This is a genomic window from Acinetobacter tandoii (assembly GCF_008867985.1).
Lineage (GTDB): Bacteria > Pseudomonadota > Gammaproteobacteria > Pseudomonadales > Moraxellaceae > Acinetobacter > Acinetobacter tandoii.
In genome coordinates, this window is sequence record NZ_VXLD01000003.1 from 135788 (window position 1) to 154480 (window position 18693).

The following is an 18693-nucleotide window of genomic DNA, read 5'->3' on the forward strand; positions in this document are numbered from 1 at the left end:
CACTCATCATGGTGCTGTGATTTGAATATCACGTTTACGTAAATCAATTTCTTGGACTTGAGTATTCACAGGAATACCATAACTTCTTAAACAATCAGCAACCGTTCTTTTTCCAGAAACGGCATCATCAATATTGTCATTGATATACCCCACTGTACTTGAAGAGCCGATACATTCACTTTGTACCGTCGCAAGATTTTCTGTTGAATATGCTGGCATAATTGCTGTTGACGTAACACGTACTCGAGCTTCAACTTTTCCTTTAGACGTATTTGATTGCAAACTTACATCTGTATCTCGTGCAAGTGTTGAACCTGGATTTGCATCTGTTATGGCGTCAGTAGGAATGCGCACAGCAACTTGTGTGACTACTGCCTGACGAGCACTCCCATAATCAGCCTCTAAATCACAAAACCCACTACGATTGGTCTGGGTCGAATCTATTGTCGCTTTGCTATCTGCAGGATCACCTTTAGCAGGTGGCACTAGCACTGTCGTATCAAGTGCTGAACCCAATTTGAGATTAGATGTTGGTTTATAACAAAAAATGATTTCTTTACCAGGTGCAACCTTGTTTTCTTCAATCGCCTTACCTATCGCACCACTCAAAACCGTTAAATCATTATAATTAGAGACGTTTAAAAATTGATTGGTCGGTGTATCACCTGTTTGCAATAAAAGCTGCCCCACTTGACTATTGGTCGCAATGTTTAAGGATGTGATTGCCACACGGATACCGATGATGCCCACAATCGTAATGAGCAATAACATGAATAACACAACTATCAATGTCGCACCACGCTGTGCTTGGTGAGTTAAAGTACTGTGTTTCATAGTGCTTCTCCTAAACCATTGCGCAATGTAATATTGGTGGTATATACACGACGAGCAAATTTTGTGGTTGTATTATTTAACGTAACATTTTGATTCAAAATTGGAATTTGCTTCGTTAAATCAATAGCCGAATTATTAGTATTGTCCATTGATCGCACCAAGACCCCAAGTTTTACAGAGATAATACGTGGTGGAATTCTAGCTGCTGCACGTTCAGTTGTTGCAAGTGTCCGATATTGATTAATTGTGTAATATGCCAAGTTCCCCAAACTATTTCTTACGCCTAATTGCACTGTAAAATGATCTACACGTGGAATAATAATTTCTCCCGCGTCACCAAAACCATTAATTGTTGTGGGTGGCAAAACTGGCGTTGTTCCAGCAGCAGTTGGTTGATTTGCATCACAAGCTAGTCCATAGTCTGTACCAGAGGTAGCAGTTGCAGGATCTCGTCTAACAAAATATCGTTGTATAACATAGTCACCGGCTTGAACATTTGCTCCTTCGCAATTTATCATCGCATTTGGAGAAATGAATTGGATGGTCAACTGGTCGCTAGTAAGGTTAACATTCGAAAGTCCACGCCATTCATTTGTTACAGTACTTAAGGTGTCGCCTTGACTGTGGCTTAATAAGCCATTTGAAACAAATGGAGTAGAAGCTGGAATAGGAATATTCGCTGTTGTGACTGTAGCCGTTCTTGCAGTCAGGACTACCCCACCCCATGAGGTTTGTTCATTTAGTTCAGGATTGGTCGTGTTAGCATAATTGGCTAAACGAATGTCTTTGGCAATATAATCCAAACCAAATACACCACTATTTTGTAACTCTGCACTTGCCTCTTGCATGCGAGAGGACAGCAATCCCCCAGTAAATAATTGAATTGCAGCAGCACTGATCAATAACCCCAAAACTAGGGCTACCATCAACTCAACTAAGGTAAAACCTTGTTGTTTTGTCATAGAAACATAGTTGTTATTCATTTTAATATGCCTCCATCATCAAACAACGTGCAGTATTTACATAAATTCCATTGGATGACATACATTGACTAACATCAGCCGCAGATGACGTTGCTGTTATGGTTGTATTATCCCATGCAGCATATAAGCATTGTCTTTTAACAGGCGCACTTGAAACACCTGGACATTCCGCCATCGTAATTTTCATCCCAATTTCAAATGCTGACTTTGCTGCATTATAGGCATCGTAATTCGCCATTTGCGCTGGGGTACATAATGTTGAAGGATTGAAGCAAGATGGAGTTGGAGCTGTTGGAGTTGTCGTAATGGAAGTATAACCACGAACCGCAGTAGCATAACTAGCTTGACCTGCGCCATTTGCGCGAATATTTTCAGCCAAACCTCTTAGAATTAATATCCCTTGAGATTTAGTCAAAGCTTCAGATGAAGCATCAATTGCACGTAGTTGCAAGGCAACATAGCCTAGTACACCAATTGCCAATAGCAATAAAGCAACCAGCACTTCCATAAGCCCTACGCCAGCTTGATATTTATTGTAGTTCATTAGCAGGTTCCTGAACTTTGACTAACTGCACCTAAACGTTGCACGGTTATCGCCCGTGAATTTCCAGAAGCACAGATATTAAATGAGACCTGAGCATTAGCGCTGCCAGTAGAGTTAAATAATGCTGCAGTGCTACTTGTTGATTGTACTGTCACAGCAGGATCCACCATGACTTGAAAAACGCGATCAATTTGCACTGTTTGTTTCTGCGTGTTCGTCATAGATGCATAATTTGGAATTACTGCAGATGCACATTCATCTTTTGTAAAATTATCATCACTATTGGTTTTATTTGGACATACTGCAACTGTTGTTCGCAATAGTGCCGCTTGCGATTTGGCTTGATTAAGCGTTGTAATAAAGTCGCGTGCGTTACCATTCAATTTTTGTCTTACAACCAAATTCCCAAAAGAAGGTGCTGCCATCATGGCAATAATCGCCAGTACAGCAATTGTCACCATGAGCTCAATTAAGGTGAACCCTCGATTTGTTCGCATACGCCCTCCCCAAGGCAATTAATCTTTTACCCTATTTAAAATCATATTTCTTTTTTTTACAAAACGAACACAAAAAGGATAAATGGCATAAAAAAACAGATGATTGCCAAAAAGCCATCATCTGTCAAATATCTAATAAAAATAAAATGTTAAGTAATTAACAATTTAAGCTTGCGTTACAGGAATACGTAACTCTTTCGGCAAACTAAAAGTAATGTTTTCTTCACGCCCCGCAAGCTCTTCAGGTACTTTCGCACCCCAATCTTGCAGACGCTGAATGACTTGTTTAATCAAAATTTCAGGCGCAGATGCACCAGCTGTTACTCCAATTTTAGTATTCTCATCAAACCAATCTTTCTGTAATTGTTCAGCATTATCCACCAAATAAGCCGCCTTACCCATACGTTCCGCTAATTCGCGTAAACGGTTCGAATTTGATGAGTTTGGAGATCCGACAACCAAAACCACATCACACTGCTCAGCCAAATCACGTACCGCATCTTGACGGTTTTGTGTGGCATAACAAATATCATCTTTACGGGGCCCTTGAATCTTCGGAAATTTTTTGCGCAGTGCATCAATCACTTTAGCTGTGTCATCAATCGATAATGTCGTTTGTGTTACAAAAGCCACTTTATCAGGATGACGCACATTCAACTGAGCGACATCTTCTTCATCTTCAACCAGATAAATATCGCCCCCATTTTTTTTGTCATATTGTCCCATTGTGCCTTCCACTTCAGGATGACCTTCATGACCAATCAAAATGGCTTCCACCCCTTCACGGGCATATTTAGTGACTTCAATATGCACTTTGGTGACCAAAGGACAAGTTGCATCAAAAACTTTTAAACCGCGACGCTCTGCCTCTTGCTGTACCGCTTTAGACACGCCATGTGCGCTAAAAATCACAATATTGTCATCAGGCACTTCATCTAGTTCATCGACAAAAATCGCACCACGCTGACGTAAATCATCCACGACAAATTTGTTGTGTACCACTTCATGGCGTACATAAATTGGTGGCTGAAAACACTCAAGTGCACGATTTACAATCGCAATGGCTCGATCGACCCCTGCACAAAAACCACGCGGATTAGCCAATACAATTTCCATAAGATCCTCATTGCTCACTTAAATGCACGTCATGCGAAACTAAATTTATGCAAACTAAAATTCGACTAGCTATTTAGTTTGCAACACATCTACTCTAAAATAGAGAGGATATTTTATCATATCAGGAAAAATATCATGTCGGGTCTCTTGTTTGTCGTTTCTGCTGCGTCAGGAACTGGCAAAACATCTCTCGTAAAAGCCCTGCTTGAGCGTGTAAGTAATTTACATGTTTCTGTATCTCATACCACTCGTGGGCAGCGTCCTGGTGAACTTGATGGTGTGCATTACCATTTCACTCAAAAAGAAAACTTTCTGACTTTAGTGGATCAAGGCGGTTTTATTGAGTATGCAGAAGTCTTTGGCAATTATTACGGCACTGCGCAAGCGACTGTAAAAGAGCAACTCGCCAAAGGACATGATGTTTTACTAGAAATTGACTGGCAAGGTGCAGAACAAGTTCGCAAATTGTTCCCAGAATCAATACAGATTTTCATTTTACCACCAAGTCAGTTTGATTTACGTCAACGTCTATCTAATCGTGGTACAGACAGTGTAGAAGTGATTGAACATCGTTTAAGCTGTGCAGTTGAAGACATGCAACAATTTGTTAATTTTGACTATGTCATTATTAATGATGACTTTAATAAAGCCTTGCATGATCTTGAATCTGTCATTACAGCAAACCGTTTGGTTCTAACGCAGCAAGCCAACCGCCATCAAGACTTAATTCAAAAGTTGATCACTCCAGTTGAATCATGATTAAAACTTGAGTCTGAACTGAAAGCATTTTATACTGCACAGTCTGTTTCCGAATTTTAGCATTTATACGAGAGCACATATGGCACGCGTAACCGTTGAAGATTGTTTAGACCATGTAGACAACCGCTTTGAGCTTGTACTAGTGGCAAGCAAACGTGCGCGCCAACTCGCACGCCAAGGTATTGAACCAACTGTAGAATGGGACAACGATAAACCAACAGTTGTCGCACTGCGTGAAATCGCAATTGGTCACGTTTCAAAAGATATTTTGAAACAACGTGAGCAAGACTACCAAACTTCAAGCCTTGATCTTGCACTTTCTGCAAACAATTTGAATTTAGATGGTTTCTCTTTCCAATAAGAAAGAAAAACTACATAAAAGCCTAGTTTTTAACTAGGCTTTTTTATGCTTGGAACTTTAATATTTCTTCAAGAACAGTTATAACATTAACTTAAATTACGCTATTTTTTTAAACTGCCGATTTGCGATTTTTGCATAAAAAATTTGACAAGTTTCGCACTTTGCTTTTTATTAAAAATTGAACTAACGAATAGATTCCTCATGGTATAGGTACAGGTGTTATATGCCAGGCGCAGAAGTCAGCCAAGCCAAACAACAACTCAAAGTGATTATCGACGCTTATCTGAATGAAAGTGAAGTCGAACGAGTGCTTGCGGCCTGCGATTATGCCGATATTGCACATGATGGAATTACGCGGAAAAGTGGTGAGCCATACATACTGCATCCAATTGCCGTGAGTTGTATTTTGGCACACATGCGCTTAGATGTAGAAACTCTGATGGCTGCATTGCTACATGATGTGATTGAAGACACCGATTTTAGCAAAGAAGATATTAAAGAAAAATTTGGACTAACTGTGGCAGAACTGGTCGACGGTGTCACCAAACTCAGCCATTCTAGTGATAAAGAATATAACAAAGCTGCTTCGTTCCGAAAAATTTTACAAGCTACCCTACAAGACCCACGTGTCATTATTATTAAATTGGCTGACCGCTATCATAATATGACTACACTGGAGTCTTTACGCCCTGATAAACGCGCACGAATTGCTCAAGAAACGTTTGATGTGTTCGTGCCAATGGCTCGTTTAGTGGGCATGAATGAAATGGCTGATAATCTTGAACATCTTTGTTATCAAAATCTTGATTTAGACATGTTTAATAATGTCCAAGAAGCCTTACTTAAAACCAAGCCCAAACGCTGTGAATATCAAGCCTTATGGGAAAAAAATCTGACTGGACTGTTACAACAGAATCAAATCAGTGGACGAATTAAAAAGAAAAACAACAACATTGAGTTACTTCGTCACTTCGTTAAAAACGACATTGATTTGCAAGAACTGACTCATAGTCATGCTTTTGAAATTATTCTGCAAAGCATTGCTGATTGCGATAATCTTGCCGAAATTTTACAAGAACATTTCCAAGTTCTGTCTTATCAAGACCATATTCGACGACCATTGCCGGGTGGTAACCAGTCACTCATGCTGCGCCTCAAAGGCGAGAAAACCACGCTCTCCCTTACCCTACAGACCGAATTGATGCGTAAGGCTGCGCGTTATGGCGTTGTATTGGGTGAAAATGCCCCTCAAGCTTGTCGCTCTGCTATTCAAGCCTCTATGCAAAACTTAAACGTTTTAATTGATAGTAGCTGTGCAAAAACTACGTTTAATGATTTGCTTGACTATCTACATCAAGAAAAAATTTGGGTGTATACCCCACACGGGCAATTACATGAATTACCACAAGGTGCAACTGCCGTCGATTTTGCTTATTCAGCAAGCCTTTTTTTAGGCAACCATGCGATCGGAGCAAAGATTAATGGCGAAACTAAGCCTTTATCTACACCGCTTGTGAGTGGGCAAGTCATCGAAATTATTACCGATGTACTCGCCACGCCAAATCCAGACTGGCTCAGCTTTATTAATACGCAAAAGGCCCGACGTGCCATTCAAAATATACTACGAGATCAGGATGTAGAAGAACAGCAATTGGTTGGAGAGCAAGCCCTCAACCGTGCTTTAAAACTCTTTCATCGCTCTACAGATGACTTGACCGAAGACGATTGGCTCGACTTGCTAGAATGGCGTCATTTAGATTCCAAAGAGCGTCTATTTCAGCAAATTGCAGTGGGTGACTTATTACCGCAATTGGTTGCCAATCATTTATTTGCTCAAGATCAATCTGCTGAAGATCATAACTCTGACCGTCTCATTCAAGGTACAGAGGGTGTTGATGTCAAATATGCACATTGTTGCAACCCGGTGTTAGGCGATCCAATTCAAGGACATCTTTCACGTCGTGGACTAATCGTGCATCGTGCCCGATGCCACAACTTGTTGCATGAACAACATCTACATCCTGAAAATATTATGCCGTTGCAATGGTCTTCCGAAGACCTCGACGATGTTAGCTTTACCGCCTATCTTTGCATTGATATGGAGATGGATGATGAACAGATTTCAGATTTAATCTATCAATGCCGTAAAGCTAAAACAGGGGTGGAAATGGTGCGCAATTATGACCATAAAACCTATGTAAATATTGTAGTAAATAACCGTAAACAAATCGCCCAGATTATTCGTGATCTACGCATGCACTATGGCTTTCCACGTATTACCCGTCTATCCATACCAATGAATATGACTGAAGCTTCTATAGCAAGTTAATCATTTAAATCGATAGGGCTTCTGTATCTGGATACAATCCTTTAAGATGTATTCAGATATAAAAGGAGAAATCGATGTCCCGCCAAGTTATTCATACTGAAAATGCCCCTGCTGCGATTGGTACTTATTCTCAAGCAATTCTCGTTGGTGAAACACTTTATCTTTCAGGGCAAATCGGTTTAGATCCGTACAGTATGGAATTGGTAGAAGGCATTGAAGCACAAATTCGAAGAGTTTTTGATAACTTAAAAGCCGTGTGTGAAGCTGCAGGTGGCTCTCTGGCTGATATTGCTAAACTCAATATCTTTTTAACGGATTTATCTAATTTCCAACTGGTCAACCAAATTATGGGGGAATATTTTGCTCAACCCTACCCAGCACGTGCTGCATTAGGTGTGGCAAGTCTACCTAAAGGAGCGCTGGTCGAGATGGATGGTATTGTGATTATTCCACAATAATTTATAAAACCAATTCAATCACCACCTTCAATATTTAGCTCTAAACTATATAAATCTCTTGCGTGAAATCTGAGCAGAACTCGGATTTCCGTTCAGATGATGTTTTTCTATTCAAATTCCCAATGATAATAATTCTCTTTTTAAATGAATGTTATTGACAAACGATAACAATTATCAATAATATTACTTATCGTATTTAAATTCATCTGGCTCGCAGTCATGTACGTATGTTTGTGTCGTGGTATTACAGATCAAGATATTAAAGATGCCGTTGCTAATGGTGCAGAAAGCTATCGCGAAATCCGTGATTTGCTTGATCTTGGTACATGCTGTGGTCGTTGTGCGCCTGAAGCACGTGCCATCATTAGTGATGAAATTGCCGAGATTGCGGGACGTATTGCCGTCGCTGCCTAAGAATAACAATATTTATAAATGTAATGGTCTCTATCCCCCGCTTTTGACTCTAAGCGGGTTTTATTTTTCTAGTTTAATATCCAATTGTTTTTGATTGCGATTTTCATTTGCCGTTCAATAAAGCACTCGCCTTTCAGCATTTTCTTGTTTAAGATTTACAGAACAACAGGCTGTTATGGTCTAACTTACAATTTTAAATCAGCATTGATTGATGGAGTTTATGCTATGAAAGGCAATCGCGATGTGATTAACCAGTTAAATCAGGTGCTCTATCATCATTTAACTGCTATTAACCAATATTTCCTGCACTCAAGAATGTTTAATGACTGGGGCATTGAACAATTGGGTTCTGCCGAATATAAAGAATCGATTCGTCAGATGAAACATGCCGATAAAATCATTGAACGGATTTTATTTTTAGAAGGCTTACCAAATTTACAACACCTCGGTAAACTTTATATCGGTCAACACACTGCTGAAGTTCTGAATTGCGATATTCGCAAAGTGAAAGAGAACATTGAAAGTATTAAAACAGCTGTGACTTTGGCTGAACAAACCTTAGACTATGTAACGCGTGATTTAGTTCAAGAAATTCTAGAGAAAGAAGAAGAATATTGGGACTGGCTCACCACTCAACTTGATTTAGTCGAAAGTGTTGGCATTGAAAACTATATTCAAAGCCAACTCTAATCAATAAAAAAGCCAGCATTTCGCTGGCTTTTTTAGATCTTTTATTTTGCTGGTTCTAACAAAGATTCATAGCTCACATTGACATGTTTTAACTCTTTTAATAACCATAATTGGTGACGTGCCCCCTGTTCATCCCCATTAAAGGCAAGAACACGTGCATATTTCAACAAATCATATTTGGTTGGATAGCACTGTACCATTTCATGAATTTGCTGTAATTCAGCTTTACTCAATACCGTATTCGGGTTCAGTCGAATCCATGCAATTCTGCGACTCAGTTCATCTAAAACATAAATGCGATCATGGTTGGTAATTTTTTCAGGTGTATGTTCGTAACGCATCGATTGATTCAATTTTGGCACAGCAACCATATAATCACGATGAATTAACACCAAAAGCACCCCCCCTATAACAAACATCATTTGTGTATATTTAGGCGCTAAAGTCCAAACTTTCAATTGAGGTTCCTGCGACAGCACCAAACCTACGATAAAACCCAATGGTAATAAGAAGTAAGCATAGTTCTGTGGATACTCCAATAAGGCATGAACCAATACTGCCACAATCATCAAAATACCGATGACCGACTCTGTAGAACGCACTCTGCTAATTAGGCGATATCCGAGATAAATTAAATACCCCAAAAATGGTATACCAATTAACAATCCATTCCATACTAAGAAATCCAACACAAAATTGTGTGAACTTCGCACCCATTCAGGAATGCGATAATATTCACTTACAGCAACCTGAGCCACACTGGTTTGATTCCAACCATAACCAAACCATGGTCGGTCTGAAATGGCATAAAGCATTTGTTGCCATATACCTAAACGTAAATGCCCTGTACTTGCCCGCTCAATCGCTGTCGGCGAGTCCGCAATTGCCAAATGTGCAACTTGCGCCACCCAATGATCAACGATTGGCATGACTAAAATTAGCCCAATAAATAAACCAACCCAAGTCAGCATTGCATACCATTTAAGACGCAAATATCCTCTATATTGCTGATAGAAGAAATACACTAAAAATAGAATACAGACCACCCATGAAGTTCTAGACTGACTTAAGACTAAGGCGATTAATATCGTTAATGAGCACAGACTTAAAATCCACGTCTTGAGCTTACTTTTCTCAAATAAATACAGAATCGCCATTAATGAAAGGATTAGGAAAGTAGCCATATTATTCGGCTGGGCAAAATTCGCATAAGGACGATTACTGCGTAAATTGGCTATCCCAGGAATAGAATTTTCAATCGTGAGCCACTGACAGATTGCCATCACTCCTGAGAATGTACCGACCACCAACAATACATAACTCAAATTCGTAAATACTTGTTCTCTATCTTTTAAGGTTAAAGATAAGTTATAACCCAGCACCACACTTAACCAAAAGGCAAAGACAAAAAGGCTTGAAATTAAAGCAATACTAAAGAAAAATTCCAGCCCAAATACCCATTGCAACAATGGAATAAATGCCATAACAACTAGTGGAAGTGTCAAAACTGGTACTTTTATTTTTTGCTGAAAAAAAATTGCAATAAGTGCAAACAAAGACAAAAAAGCAAATAACTCACCCGTGTAGGTCACCCACGGGCGATAGTGAACAGGTAAAAGCCATGCCAATGCAATCAGCACACTGGCAAGTAAAGAAAGAATAAATTTCATGGGGTGCTACAGTTGCAGAACTGTGCATAGTGTAATTCAAAATGTCGTTTTTTTCTTCTGCTTCAATTTATTTCCACGGGCGTAGATCAACAATTTTAATGATCTCAGCCGTATCCTTATTAATTAAAACCGTCATATCCACAGCATTAGCTCTTAATGGTAAATAAGCATTAGCCCCACCATATTGCTCAATTATGTTTTGAACTTTATTTTTATTATTAAATTTATATAGCTCATTCAAATCAATAGCTTTTAATTTAATCCTTTTTTCCTCAAAAGATAACGGATGATAAAGAGCTGGTCTTTGTGCAATATCAACCCCAGAAAAAACAGCTTCAAATAAAATCTTATTTTTATCTTCTGTATTAGTTGGTGAGACTGCACTAACCCAACTAGGAAATAATAATGAAGGATTTAGGTATTCTGGTTTTACTTTATTCGCATTTCGCAGATCCAAATCATTTACTCTTACAGCATCAAATCTATCCGCATTAAATACAATCCAAGCAGGGCGACCTTGAGATATAGTCCACACTCCATAAAATAATGCAGAAATTTGCAATAAAACTACAACAACCAAATCAAAAAATAAGCTTTTTTTCCCTGCTTTATAAACTAACAATGTTAATAATGGACCTAGGACAACATCGACCATTAATATTATTGAAAAGATATGAGTGGCACCAACAGCCTTTGCCAAAGGAAAGGGGTACCATATAAAAAAAACTAGCCCAACAATCAAAATAGCGATGATAATTGAAACCATTCCATGTATTAAAAAGGCTTTAATTCGTGAAGACATAGAAATCTTAAATATCAAATTTGATGAATAATCTTATACTTTAAAGAGTATAGCGACAATTACTAGGAATATATTTAAATGCTGACGATGATCGCACCCCACACCCCCAAACTATTGGCTGACCTGGAATAATAGCTGCACTTGGACGAGCCATACCCGCAATTGTACCTGAACCAGGAGTGAGTACTATGTTTGAACCTAACTCTGTATTTATATTACCACTATATTGAATTTCTATTTGCCCTTCATTCATTACTGGAACAGCTAAATTAGCTATACCTGAAATACTGATACTGTTTACTACTTCGGTCGGTATAAATTGGTAATTATAGGAACCTGCAACCATCGGGCCACTACCACTGTACGCAGTCACATTACCACTCAACATATAACCCAATGTTTCAACTACTGCCATTTTTGCTGCACTGGCTAAAACTAAACCTTCAGCTACTTTAGTACGCATTGTATAGCTTTGATAGGCTGGTATTGCTATGGCAGCAAGGATACCGATAATAGCAACAACCAACATCAATTCGATAAGTGTAAAACCATTATTCTTATGCATTTCACATCTCACATTAATTCAATATAAATAACTATTTTACAATTTCCATGCCAACTAATTTTATCAATAACAACAATTACTTAAATATAAATAAAAATATTTCATAACATTTATTGTCAGTTTAATATAAAAATTAGAGAAGCTACTGACATTTAATGTGTAAAAATAGCTATAAAGTCAAATTTAATCACCAAACCAAATCTGCTTCGCTACACTCCGTACAATACAAACTGATCAACACTGGTTAAAGCTCGAATCTATTGTCCACAATTTTGATATCTATCTCAAACATAATCTCAAAGTAACTCTTTATAGGATTAGAATTGACCAACCTTGGCGAAATTTGCCTGCATCTTTTATTAAATCTAATACGATCATTAAACAATTCACTAGATGCTCTAAAGATAACAAGCTACTAAAATATTTACTTTATTAGAAAATATGCAGATATAGATGGGTATTTATTGATGAAAGTCATATTTTAGCTCATCAAAATTCTAAAGGTCTCAAGGATGAGGCTATTTCAGGAAACATCAGGGGAAAAATTTCTAAAATTCATTTAGCAGTAGATTCCAATAGAAAAAAATTGTTTTTAATTTATTGATGGCACACTCCATGATATGAAAGTTAAACAAGAATTGAGGGATTAAATAGATTTAACACATACTCATGTTCTTTGTTCTAGTAAGCGATATGAATCGAATGCATCAATAAAACCAATAGAAGAATTACAACCATGGTAAATATTGCGAAGAAATTCAGTATACTACTGAACAATATTTACCTTGGCTAATACTTATATGAAATCAAAAACTTAGCTTATAAAAGAATTGTAAAAATCAAGTAATTTAGAGAAATTGCTGCATGGTATGACAAACTAAAGTAAACCTATAAAACTTCAGTTGCTTTGGTTTTGATATTTATTTGACTATTATTATGAAATATCAAAATCTTAGATTAAAATAAAAAAGTCGCCCCTAAAAGCGACTTTTTTTATTTTTTATTTATTAGAAACGGCAGTTTGCTGGTACATATTTGAAAGATGCAGGAACACCAATTGTACAACCCCATACCACAGGAGCAGCTTGGCTCATTGGGCTAGCTGGTAAGCCTGTTGCATCAACTACAGCACCGCTACCCGGTGTCAATAAAATTGGGGCAGTAAGTGTTGTTGCTAATTGACCAGCATAAGTAATCGTGATTACACCATCTCCAGCAACTGGTGCTGTAACATTACCAATACCAGCAATTGCAATTGAAGCAACATTCTGCCCAGCAGTATATTCATAGCCATAAGAACCAGCTACTGAAGCACCTGTACCAGCATAAGCCACGACAGCACCACTATTACGAGTAGAAAAAGTTTCCGAAACTGCTGTTTTTGCAGCAGAAGCAAGGGTTAAACCTTCCGTTACTTTAGTACGAATCGTATAACTTTGATACGCAGGAATCGCGATAGCCGCCAAAATACCGATAATAGCAACTACGATCATTAATTCAATAAGAGTAAAACCCTTTTGAGCGTTCATAACATTCTCCACAAATGTTTTGTTTAGTTTTTTTTAAGCTTTGTAAAGCAAGAAGCGCTTTTGTATGCTTTGTTTATAATGAGCACGGAATGTGCCAAGATTTATTATAGTTAAATCCAACAAAAAAACAGCACCTTAGCCATGTTTTTTTTAAATAAATTTCACTCATTATTCTCCCAATTTTGACAAAATACACACATAAGTGACAAAAATTGACATTTTATGGTTTAATAATGATCATATTCATACTTTTGTTCTCATGCTTAATCTAGAATAATTGGCTCATTGGGTAATTCATTCATTTGATCGATTTCCTTTTCAGCATAGAATTGCTCTAGCAATTTTCCGACACTAGAAATTGCTTGTATAACCGCCTCATCATATTGATGTCGACCAAATTGCTGCACCAAGTTCTGACAAATTGAATTCCACACCTCTTGTCCCGTCATTTGCTGCAATCCACGATCAAAAACTAACTCCACCTTTCGTTCACACAAATTTAAGTAAAATAATACTCCACTGTTGTGTTCCGTATCCCAAACACCCAATTCCGCAAATAACTGCTCTGCACGTTTTCGTGTATTTTGCCGATAGGCTTGTAAACATGGTAAATGCCCTTCGATTACCACTTGAATTTCGCCGACATGCCCCTGCTCTGCATGTTGCACGGCAACTGCGATTCTCTGCAAATCGGCAGATTTAAAATAGCGTCGTGTATTTGAAAAATAAAAACAATGCTTCAACCAACGCTTAAAACTCGGTTGAACATGTTCTTGTAGTTTCGGTGTTGTGACTATCTGAGTTGAATCTGTTGTTGTTACCATGAGCCTGAAGCACCTCCTCCACCAAAACCACCGCCACCGCCTCGATAGCCGCCACCTCCACCAAAGCCGCCTCCGCCTGAACCACGACCTGCACCCGAAGCCAACACCTGTAGAATCAATTGGGCCAATGAAGTAACAAGCAGTAAAAAAATACCCAACCCAGCCAAGAGACTGGTCAATAGACCCACACCACTGACTAAGCCCGCAACCACACCTGCTACACCCGCAGTCGCAGCACTAAGGCGCTTACCGATCATCATCGATGCAAAAGCGCCAACCACAATAATAATTAAGGCATAAGTCCAGAATTGTGATCGCGCGTGTTGTTCATGTAATGCCTGAGCTTGTTGTTCTTGCAATTCTTGCGCTGCTTGCTGGGCAATTTCAGGGTCTAGATTCAGAATTCGCTCAATCTCACTGAGCCCTGATTGAATGCCTTGAGCATATTCAGCTTGTTTAAAATATGGCGTGATCTCGTTACGAATAATGCGCCCAGCAACGATATCAGGCAATACCCCTTCCAAACCGTAACCCGTTAAGATCTGAATTTTGCGGTCATTGATTGCAATGACCATGAGTAAGCCATTATCGCGCTTGGCTGTTCCCAACTGCCATTGTTCAGCCACTCGCATGGCATAATCAAAAATGGCTTCCTGCCCCGTGGTAGGCACAATCACCACACCAATTTGCGCTTTACCTTGTTCATACAATTTTAAAATATGTTGGCTCAAGGCTTGTTTATCTGAATCAGACAAAATATTGGCTTGATCAATAATAGGTGTATTTAGACTTGGTAATTTGCGCATTTGCCCATCAGCCAAATCATTTGCTACTTGTACTGAGGATGCTGCCTGTTGTTGAGCATCTAAAGGTTGCGTGCCTTTTTTTGCCTGCTGAATAACCTGACCAATCACCACAGCATCTTCTGTATCATTGACCGTGGAAGATGCTTCAGCCCAGCAGATTGAACAGCAAATTAAAGACAGCAAAGCACTTAACAGGAACCGTACAGCCTGCTGGATGGGGTACTTTAAGCGATACATTCACTTATTCCAGTTCAGTTGAATGTTTAATCAAAAGAGACTTTGGGTGCAGTTTGCGCGCTTTGTTCCGCACTAAAGTTTGGTTTGGTGTGCATCCCAATGACTTTTGCGGTCATCACCTGCGGGAATTGACGGACATAGGCATTGTAATCTTGCACCGTAGTGATATAGCGATTACGCGCCACAGCAATCCGATTTTCAGTACCTTCCAGTTGCACTTGTAAATCACGGAATTGTTCATTGGCTTTTAAATCAGGATAGTTTTCGGATACTGCAATTAAACGTGATAATGCACCCGTCAACTGACCTTGTGCTTCTTGATACTTTTGAAAGAGTGCTGGATCTTCTAGCACTTCTTTATCGACTTTTAAACCTGCAACATTGGCTCTGGCTTGTGTGACTTCAGTAAGCACTTGCTCTTCATGTTTGGCGTAGCCTTTAACCACATTCACTAAATTCGGCACCAAGTCTGCACGACGTTGATACTGGTTTTGTACTTCTGACCAAGATGCGGTCACAGCTTCATCTTTAACTTGTAACGTGTTATAGCCACAGCCTGTCAACATCAAGCTCCCGCTCAGCAACACAACTAGCGTACTCTTTTTAATCCACAGCATCGTTCAATCCTCATCTTTTTCTTGGCATGTCATTTCTTATTGAATGCAAATATTGTAGACCGAATTGATTTCCGTTGTGTTTGATTTATTTAATCACCCATCGAACAAAAAAGTCGAGAAAATTCCCGACTTTGATCTTTAATCATGACACAGCTTCTGCCTCAATCAAGAATTCCTTCATCTGATAATCCTCCACCAAGCGTTGTTTCCAGTAATTCACAATCTGACTATAATCATGTGTTGCAGGATGAAAACTCGGTCGGTAATAACTCAAATATTCTGGTGCCAATTGAATCAGCATCTTCATTAACAAATAGCCGCCAAAAAGATTCCCTTTCACCTTCAATAGACTTTTATTACGATCTTGCCAAAATAAACGACTGGTCGAATAAAAAGTTAAACTGGCAAAACCTGTAGTGACACTGCGCATTATCATGCGACGGATTGCATCATCCCCATAAACATGCTGATAAACATCAAATGCTACTGACCGATGTTCAATTTCTTCTATGGCATGCCAGACCCATAATTTTTGCGCATCTTCCTCCAAAGTACTGAGAACTTCAGGATGACGTAAAATATATCCTCCCAATAGCGCGGTAAAATGTTCAAAGGCACAGGTAATTGCCAACTGGATTTTGGGATGTAAGTTTTTGACATGATGGTCTTTGCGTGCCAACCAATCTTGAAAACGATCTAAATTATAGTCTTCACGTCGCCACGCTTGATTAAACTCCATGTGTGCTTTGGAATGCATAGCTTCTTGTCCAATAAATGCAGCAATTTGGGCTTGCAACTGTGCATCAGTTACCTGATCCCTAACATTACGCACGCTATGTACAAAAAATTGCTCGCCTATTGGAAAGGTGGAAGACAGCGCAGTCAATAAATGCGACATCACAGGTGAGTTAGCAAAATAATGGCGACGAATGGCTTTGGGATTAAACTGCAATTTTCGAACAGTAATTCCCTGCGCTTTAGGACGATTTAAGTATGATTTTTCTGTCGTCTGTTTCAGCATGATGAATTCTCAACATTAGCAAAGTTCAGATACTCAGTATCTAAAGGTCATGTCCTTCACTAAATGGCAAAAATGCTTAGCTGATTAACCAAAAGAGTCAACCTGACCACTGGTAAGCGATTTATAAACCAACAAAAAACCCACCGAAGTGGGTTTTTATAAATCTAGAATGTTGAACGAGGTAAATCCTTCTTACACATCTAGGTAATCTAAAATACCTTCTGCGGCTTGACGACCTTCCCAGATAGCGGTTACAACCAAGTCAGAACCACGCACCATGTCGCCACCCGCGAAGATTTTCGGGTTAGACGTTTGGAATTTATATTGTTGTTTTTCAATAGCAACAACTCGACCCGAACCATCTAAACCAATATTCGCCCCTGCAAACCAGTCAGCAGGACTCGGACGGAAACCAAATGCAAGTAATACTGCATCTGCTGGTAAAATTTCTTCAGAACCTGGAACAGGTTCTGGGCTACGACGACCACGACTATCTGGCTCACCCATTTGTGTGGTTACAAATTTCACACCAGTCACTTTTCCATTTTCACCAACAATTTCAATTGGTTGACGGTTGAATAGAAACTTTACACCTTCTTCATAGGCATTTTTCACTTCACGCGCAGAACCTGGCATATTGCTTTCGTCACGGCGGTATGCGCAAGTTACATCATGCGCGCCCTGACGCAATGAGGTACGGTTACAGTCCATTGCAGTATCGCCACCACCCAGCACAACCACTTTTTTACCATCAACACTGATGTATTCGCTTGGATCTTTTTCCCAGCCTTGGCAACGGTTCACATTGGCAATCAGAAAGTCCAGAGCATCATAAACACCATCCAGATCTTCCCCTGGGAAGCCACCTTTCATGTAGGTATAAGTCCCCATGCCCATGAACACAGCATCATAATCTGCAAGTAACTGTTCGATGGTAATGTCCGTACCAATTTCGGTGTTTAAACGGAACTCAACGCCCATCCCCGTGAAAATTTCACGACGACGTTTCATCACGTCTTTTTCCATTTTAAATTCAGGAATACCAAAGGTTAATAAACCACCAATTTCAGGACGTTTATCAAATACTACTGGTTTTACCCCGTTACGCACCAAAATATCAGCACAACCTAAACCCGCAGGTCCAGCACCAATAATCGCAACTTTTTTGTTGGTCCATTTCACATGGGACATGTCTGGACGCCAGCCCAAAGCAAAAGCCGTATCATTGATATATTTTTCGGCATTACCAATCGTTACTGCACCAAAACCATCATTTAAGGTACATGCCCCTTCACACAAACGGTCTTGAGGACAAACTCGACCACACACCTCTGGTAAGGTATTGGTTTGATGGCAAAGCTCTGCTGCTTGGAAAATACGACCTTCAGCAATCAATTTTAACCAGTTTGGAATGTAGTTATGGACTGGACATTTCCATTCACAATATGGGTTACCACAGCCTAAACAACGGTGGGTCTGATTGGCAGCCACTTCCGCAGTAAAGGGTTTATAAATTTCCACAAACTCTGCTTTGCGGACAGTAATATCTTTTTTCTCTGGGTCTTGGCGTGCGACATCCAGGAATTGAAAGTCATTATTTAGGCGCTCTGCCATGTCTCTCTCCGTGGGTAGGTGCA

Annotated in this window: 20 protein-coding genes; 6 read left to right on the top strand and 14 right to left on the bottom strand. The window is 39.3% G+C overall.

What is annotated here, in order from left to right; translation table 11 throughout:
• Window positions 1–6: 6 nt before the first annotated feature.
• The 5 genes from F4W09_RS06740 to ispH form a co-directional block, all read right to left on the bottom strand.
• Window positions 7–834 carry a pilus assembly PilX family protein gene (locus tag F4W09_RS06740; RefSeq protein WP_016168682.1) on the bottom strand — a complete coding sequence of 276 codons (828 nt, stop codon included), beginning with the start codon at window positions 832–834 and terminating at the stop codon, window positions 7–9.
• Window positions 831–1817 (bottom strand): PilW family protein, encoded by a 987-nt coding sequence (locus F4W09_RS06745; RefSeq protein ID WP_016168683.1) that lies wholly within the window; start codon window positions 1815–1817, stop codon window positions 831–833. Before F4W09_RS06745 ends, F4W09_RS06740 begins: the two co-directional genes overlap by 4 nt.
• A gap of 1 nt (window position 1818) precedes the next feature.
• Complete coding sequence (gene pilV / locus F4W09_RS06750) at window positions 1819–2361, bottom strand: type IV pilus modification protein PilV (RefSeq protein ID WP_104441394.1); 543 nt, start codon at window positions 2359–2361, stop codon at window positions 1819–1821.
• The gene (locus F4W09_RS06755) at window positions 2361–2858 is read right to left on the bottom strand and encodes a GspH/FimT family pseudopilin (protein WP_104441393.1); all 498 of its coding nucleotides are present in this window, start codon (window positions 2856–2858) and stop codon (window positions 2361–2363) included. The genes pilV and F4W09_RS06755 overlap by 1 nt, the downstream gene beginning before the upstream one ends.
• A gap of 165 nt (window positions 2859–3023) precedes the next feature.
• Complete coding sequence (gene ispH / locus F4W09_RS06760; protein WP_044739679.1) at window positions 3024–3974, bottom strand: 4-hydroxy-3-methylbut-2-enyl diphosphate reductase; 951 nt, start codon at window positions 3972–3974, stop codon at window positions 3024–3026.
• 135 nt (window positions 3975–4109) lie between these two features.
• On the opposite strand from ispH, the gene gmk reads away from it, so the two are divergent.
• The 6 genes from gmk to bfr all read left to right on the top strand — a co-directional run bounded on the left by gmk (window position 4110) and on the right by bfr (window position 8985).
• A complete protein-coding gene (gene gmk, locus F4W09_RS06765) occupies window positions 4110–4733 on the top strand; it encodes a guanylate kinase (protein WP_016168687.1) in 624 nt (207 codons plus the stop codon).
• Between the two features lie 79 nt (window positions 4734–4812).
• Complete coding sequence (rpoZ, locus tag F4W09_RS06770; protein WP_004978050.1) at window positions 4813–5094, top strand: DNA-directed RNA polymerase subunit omega; 282 nt, start codon at window positions 4813–4815, stop codon at window positions 5092–5094.
• 223 nt (window positions 5095–5317) lie between these two features.
• Window positions 5318–7423, top strand: coding sequence for a RelA/SpoT family protein (locus F4W09_RS06775; protein WP_151504386.1), 2106 nt, complete (start codon window positions 5318–5320; stop codon window positions 7421–7423).
• Between the two features lie 74 nt (window positions 7424–7497).
• On the top strand, window positions 7498–7881 hold the full coding sequence (locus F4W09_RS06780; protein ID WP_044739681.1) for a RidA family protein: 384 nt from the start codon (window positions 7498–7500) through the stop codon (window positions 7879–7881).
• A gap of 219 nt (window positions 7882–8100) precedes the next feature.
• Window positions 8101–8295: a bacterioferritin-associated ferredoxin gene (locus tag F4W09_RS06785; protein ID WP_016168690.1), complete on the top strand. Its 195-nt coding sequence runs from the start codon at window positions 8101–8103 to the stop codon at window positions 8293–8295.
• A 225-nt stretch (window positions 8296–8520) separates the two neighbouring features.
• Window positions 8521–8985 (top strand): heteropolymeric bacterioferritin subunit Bfr, encoded by a 465-nt coding sequence (gene bfr / locus F4W09_RS06790; protein ID WP_016168691.1) that lies wholly within the window; start codon window positions 8521–8523, stop codon window positions 8983–8985.
• A 41-nt stretch (window positions 8986–9026) separates the two neighbouring features.
• Here bfr and F4W09_RS06795 read toward each other — a convergent pair whose 3' ends face one another.
• From F4W09_RS06795 to F4W09_RS06840, 9 genes are all read right to left on the bottom strand, one after another.
• Window positions 9027–10655: a PglL family O-oligosaccharyltransferase gene (locus F4W09_RS06795; RefSeq protein ID WP_151504387.1), complete on the bottom strand. Its 1629-nt coding sequence runs from the start codon at window positions 10653–10655 to the stop codon at window positions 9027–9029.
• Between the two features lie 67 nt (window positions 10656–10722).
• Entirely contained in the window at window positions 10723–11457 is a 735-nt protein-coding gene (tfpZ, locus tag F4W09_RS06800) for a TfpX/TfpZ family type IV pilin accessory protein (protein WP_151504388.1), read from the bottom strand.
• 40 nt (window positions 11458–11497) lie between these two features.
• Entirely contained in the window at window positions 11498–12022 is a 525-nt protein-coding gene (locus F4W09_RS06805; RefSeq protein ID WP_151504389.1) for a pilin, read from the bottom strand.
• A 1007-nt stretch (window positions 12023–13029) separates the two neighbouring features.
• Complete coding sequence (locus F4W09_RS06815) at window positions 13030–13551, bottom strand: pilin (protein ID WP_151504390.1); 522 nt, start codon at window positions 13549–13551, stop codon at window positions 13030–13032.
• Between the two features lie 263 nt (window positions 13552–13814).
• Window positions 13815–14375 (bottom strand): TPM domain-containing protein, encoded by a 561-nt coding sequence (locus F4W09_RS06820; RefSeq protein ID WP_151504391.1) that lies wholly within the window; start codon window positions 14373–14375, stop codon window positions 13815–13817.
• A complete protein-coding gene (locus F4W09_RS06825; RefSeq protein WP_151504392.1) occupies window positions 14369–15418 on the bottom strand; it encodes a TPM domain-containing protein in 1050 nt (349 codons plus the stop codon). Before F4W09_RS06825 ends, F4W09_RS06820 begins: the two co-directional genes overlap by 7 nt.
• A gap of 26 nt (window positions 15419–15444) precedes the next feature.
• Window positions 15445–16035, bottom strand: coding sequence for a LemA family protein (locus F4W09_RS06830; RefSeq protein ID WP_044739688.1), 591 nt, complete (start codon window positions 16033–16035; stop codon window positions 15445–15447).
• Window positions 16036–16177: 142 nt separating this feature from the next.
• The gene (locus F4W09_RS06835; protein ID WP_151504393.1) at window positions 16178–17056 is read right to left on the bottom strand and encodes a metal-dependent hydrolase; all 879 of its coding nucleotides are present in this window, start codon (window positions 17054–17056) and stop codon (window positions 16178–16180) included.
• Between the two features lie 192 nt (window positions 17057–17248).
• A complete protein-coding gene (locus F4W09_RS06840) occupies window positions 17249–18670 on the bottom strand; it encodes an FAD-dependent oxidoreductase (RefSeq protein ID WP_044739690.1) in 1422 nt (473 codons plus the stop codon).
• Window positions 18671–18693: the final 23 nt, after the last annotated feature.

Bases quoted from the DNA above. Each gene is read 5' to 3' on its own strand.
- F4W09_RS06815 (WP_151504390.1), bottom strand. From the start codon at position 13,551: ATGAACGCTCAAAAGGGTTTTACTCTTATTGAATTAATGATCGTAGTT.
- pilV (WP_104441394.1), bottom strand. From the start codon at position 2,361: ATGAACTACAATAAATATCAAGCTGGCGTAGGGCTTATGGAAGTGCTG.
- F4W09_RS06830 (WP_044739688.1), bottom strand. From the start codon at position 16,035: ATGCTGTGGATTAAAAAGAGTACGCTAGTTGTGTTGCTGAGCGGGAGC.
- F4W09_RS06835 (WP_151504393.1), bottom strand. From the start codon at position 17,056: ATGCTGAAACAGACGACAGAAAAATCATACTTAAATCGTCCTAAAGCG.
- gmk (WP_016168687.1), top strand. From the start codon at position 4,110: ATGTCGGGTCTCTTGTTTGTCGTTTCTGCTGCGTCAGGAACTGGCAAA.
- F4W09_RS06740 (WP_016168682.1), bottom strand. From the start codon at position 834: ATGAAACACAGTACTTTAACTCACCAAGCACAGCGTGGTGCGACATTG.
- tfpZ (WP_151504388.1), bottom strand. From the start codon at position 11,457: ATGTCTTCACGAATTAAAGCCTTTTTAATACATGGAATGGTTTCAATT.
- F4W09_RS06755 (WP_104441393.1), bottom strand. From the start codon at position 2,858: ATGCGAACAAATCGAGGGTTCACCTTAATTGAGCTCATGGTGACAATT.
- F4W09_RS06775 (WP_151504386.1), top strand. From the start codon at position 5,318: ATGCCAGGCGCAGAAGTCAGCCAAGCCAAACAACAACTCAAAGTGATT.
- F4W09_RS06745 (WP_016168683.1), bottom strand. From the start codon at position 1,817: ATGAATAACAACTATGTTTCTATGACAAAACAACAAGGTTTTACCTTA.
- bfr (WP_016168691.1), top strand. From the start codon at position 8,521: ATGAAAGGCAATCGCGATGTGATTAACCAGTTAAATCAGGTGCTCTAT.
- F4W09_RS06795 (WP_151504387.1), bottom strand. From the start codon at position 10,655: ATGAAATTTATTCTTTCTTTACTTGCCAGTGTGCTGATTGCATTGGCA.
- F4W09_RS06825 (WP_151504392.1), bottom strand. From the start codon at position 15,418: ATGTATCGCTTAAAGTACCCCATCCAGCAGGCTGTACGGTTCCTGTTA.
- F4W09_RS06840 (WP_044739690.1), bottom strand. From the start codon at position 18,670: ATGGCAGAGCGCCTAAATAATGACTTTCAATTCCTGGATGTCGCACGC.
- ispH (WP_044739679.1), bottom strand. From the start codon at position 3,974: ATGGAAATTGTATTGGCTAATCCGCGTGGTTTTTGTGCAGGGGTCGAT.
- F4W09_RS06780 (WP_044739681.1), top strand. From the start codon at position 7,498: ATGTCCCGCCAAGTTATTCATACTGAAAATGCCCCTGCTGCGATTGGT.
- F4W09_RS06785 (WP_016168690.1), top strand. From the start codon at position 8,101: ATGTACGTATGTTTGTGTCGTGGTATTACAGATCAAGATATTAAAGAT.
- F4W09_RS06805 (WP_151504389.1), bottom strand. From the start codon at position 12,022: ATGCATAAGAATAATGGTTTTACACTTATCGAATTGATGTTGGTTGTT.
- F4W09_RS06820 (WP_151504391.1), bottom strand. From the start codon at position 14,375: ATGGTAACAACAACAGATTCAACTCAGATAGTCACAACACCGAAACTA.
- rpoZ (WP_004978050.1), top strand. From the start codon at position 4,813: ATGGCACGCGTAACCGTTGAAGATTGTTTAGACCATGTAGACAACCGC.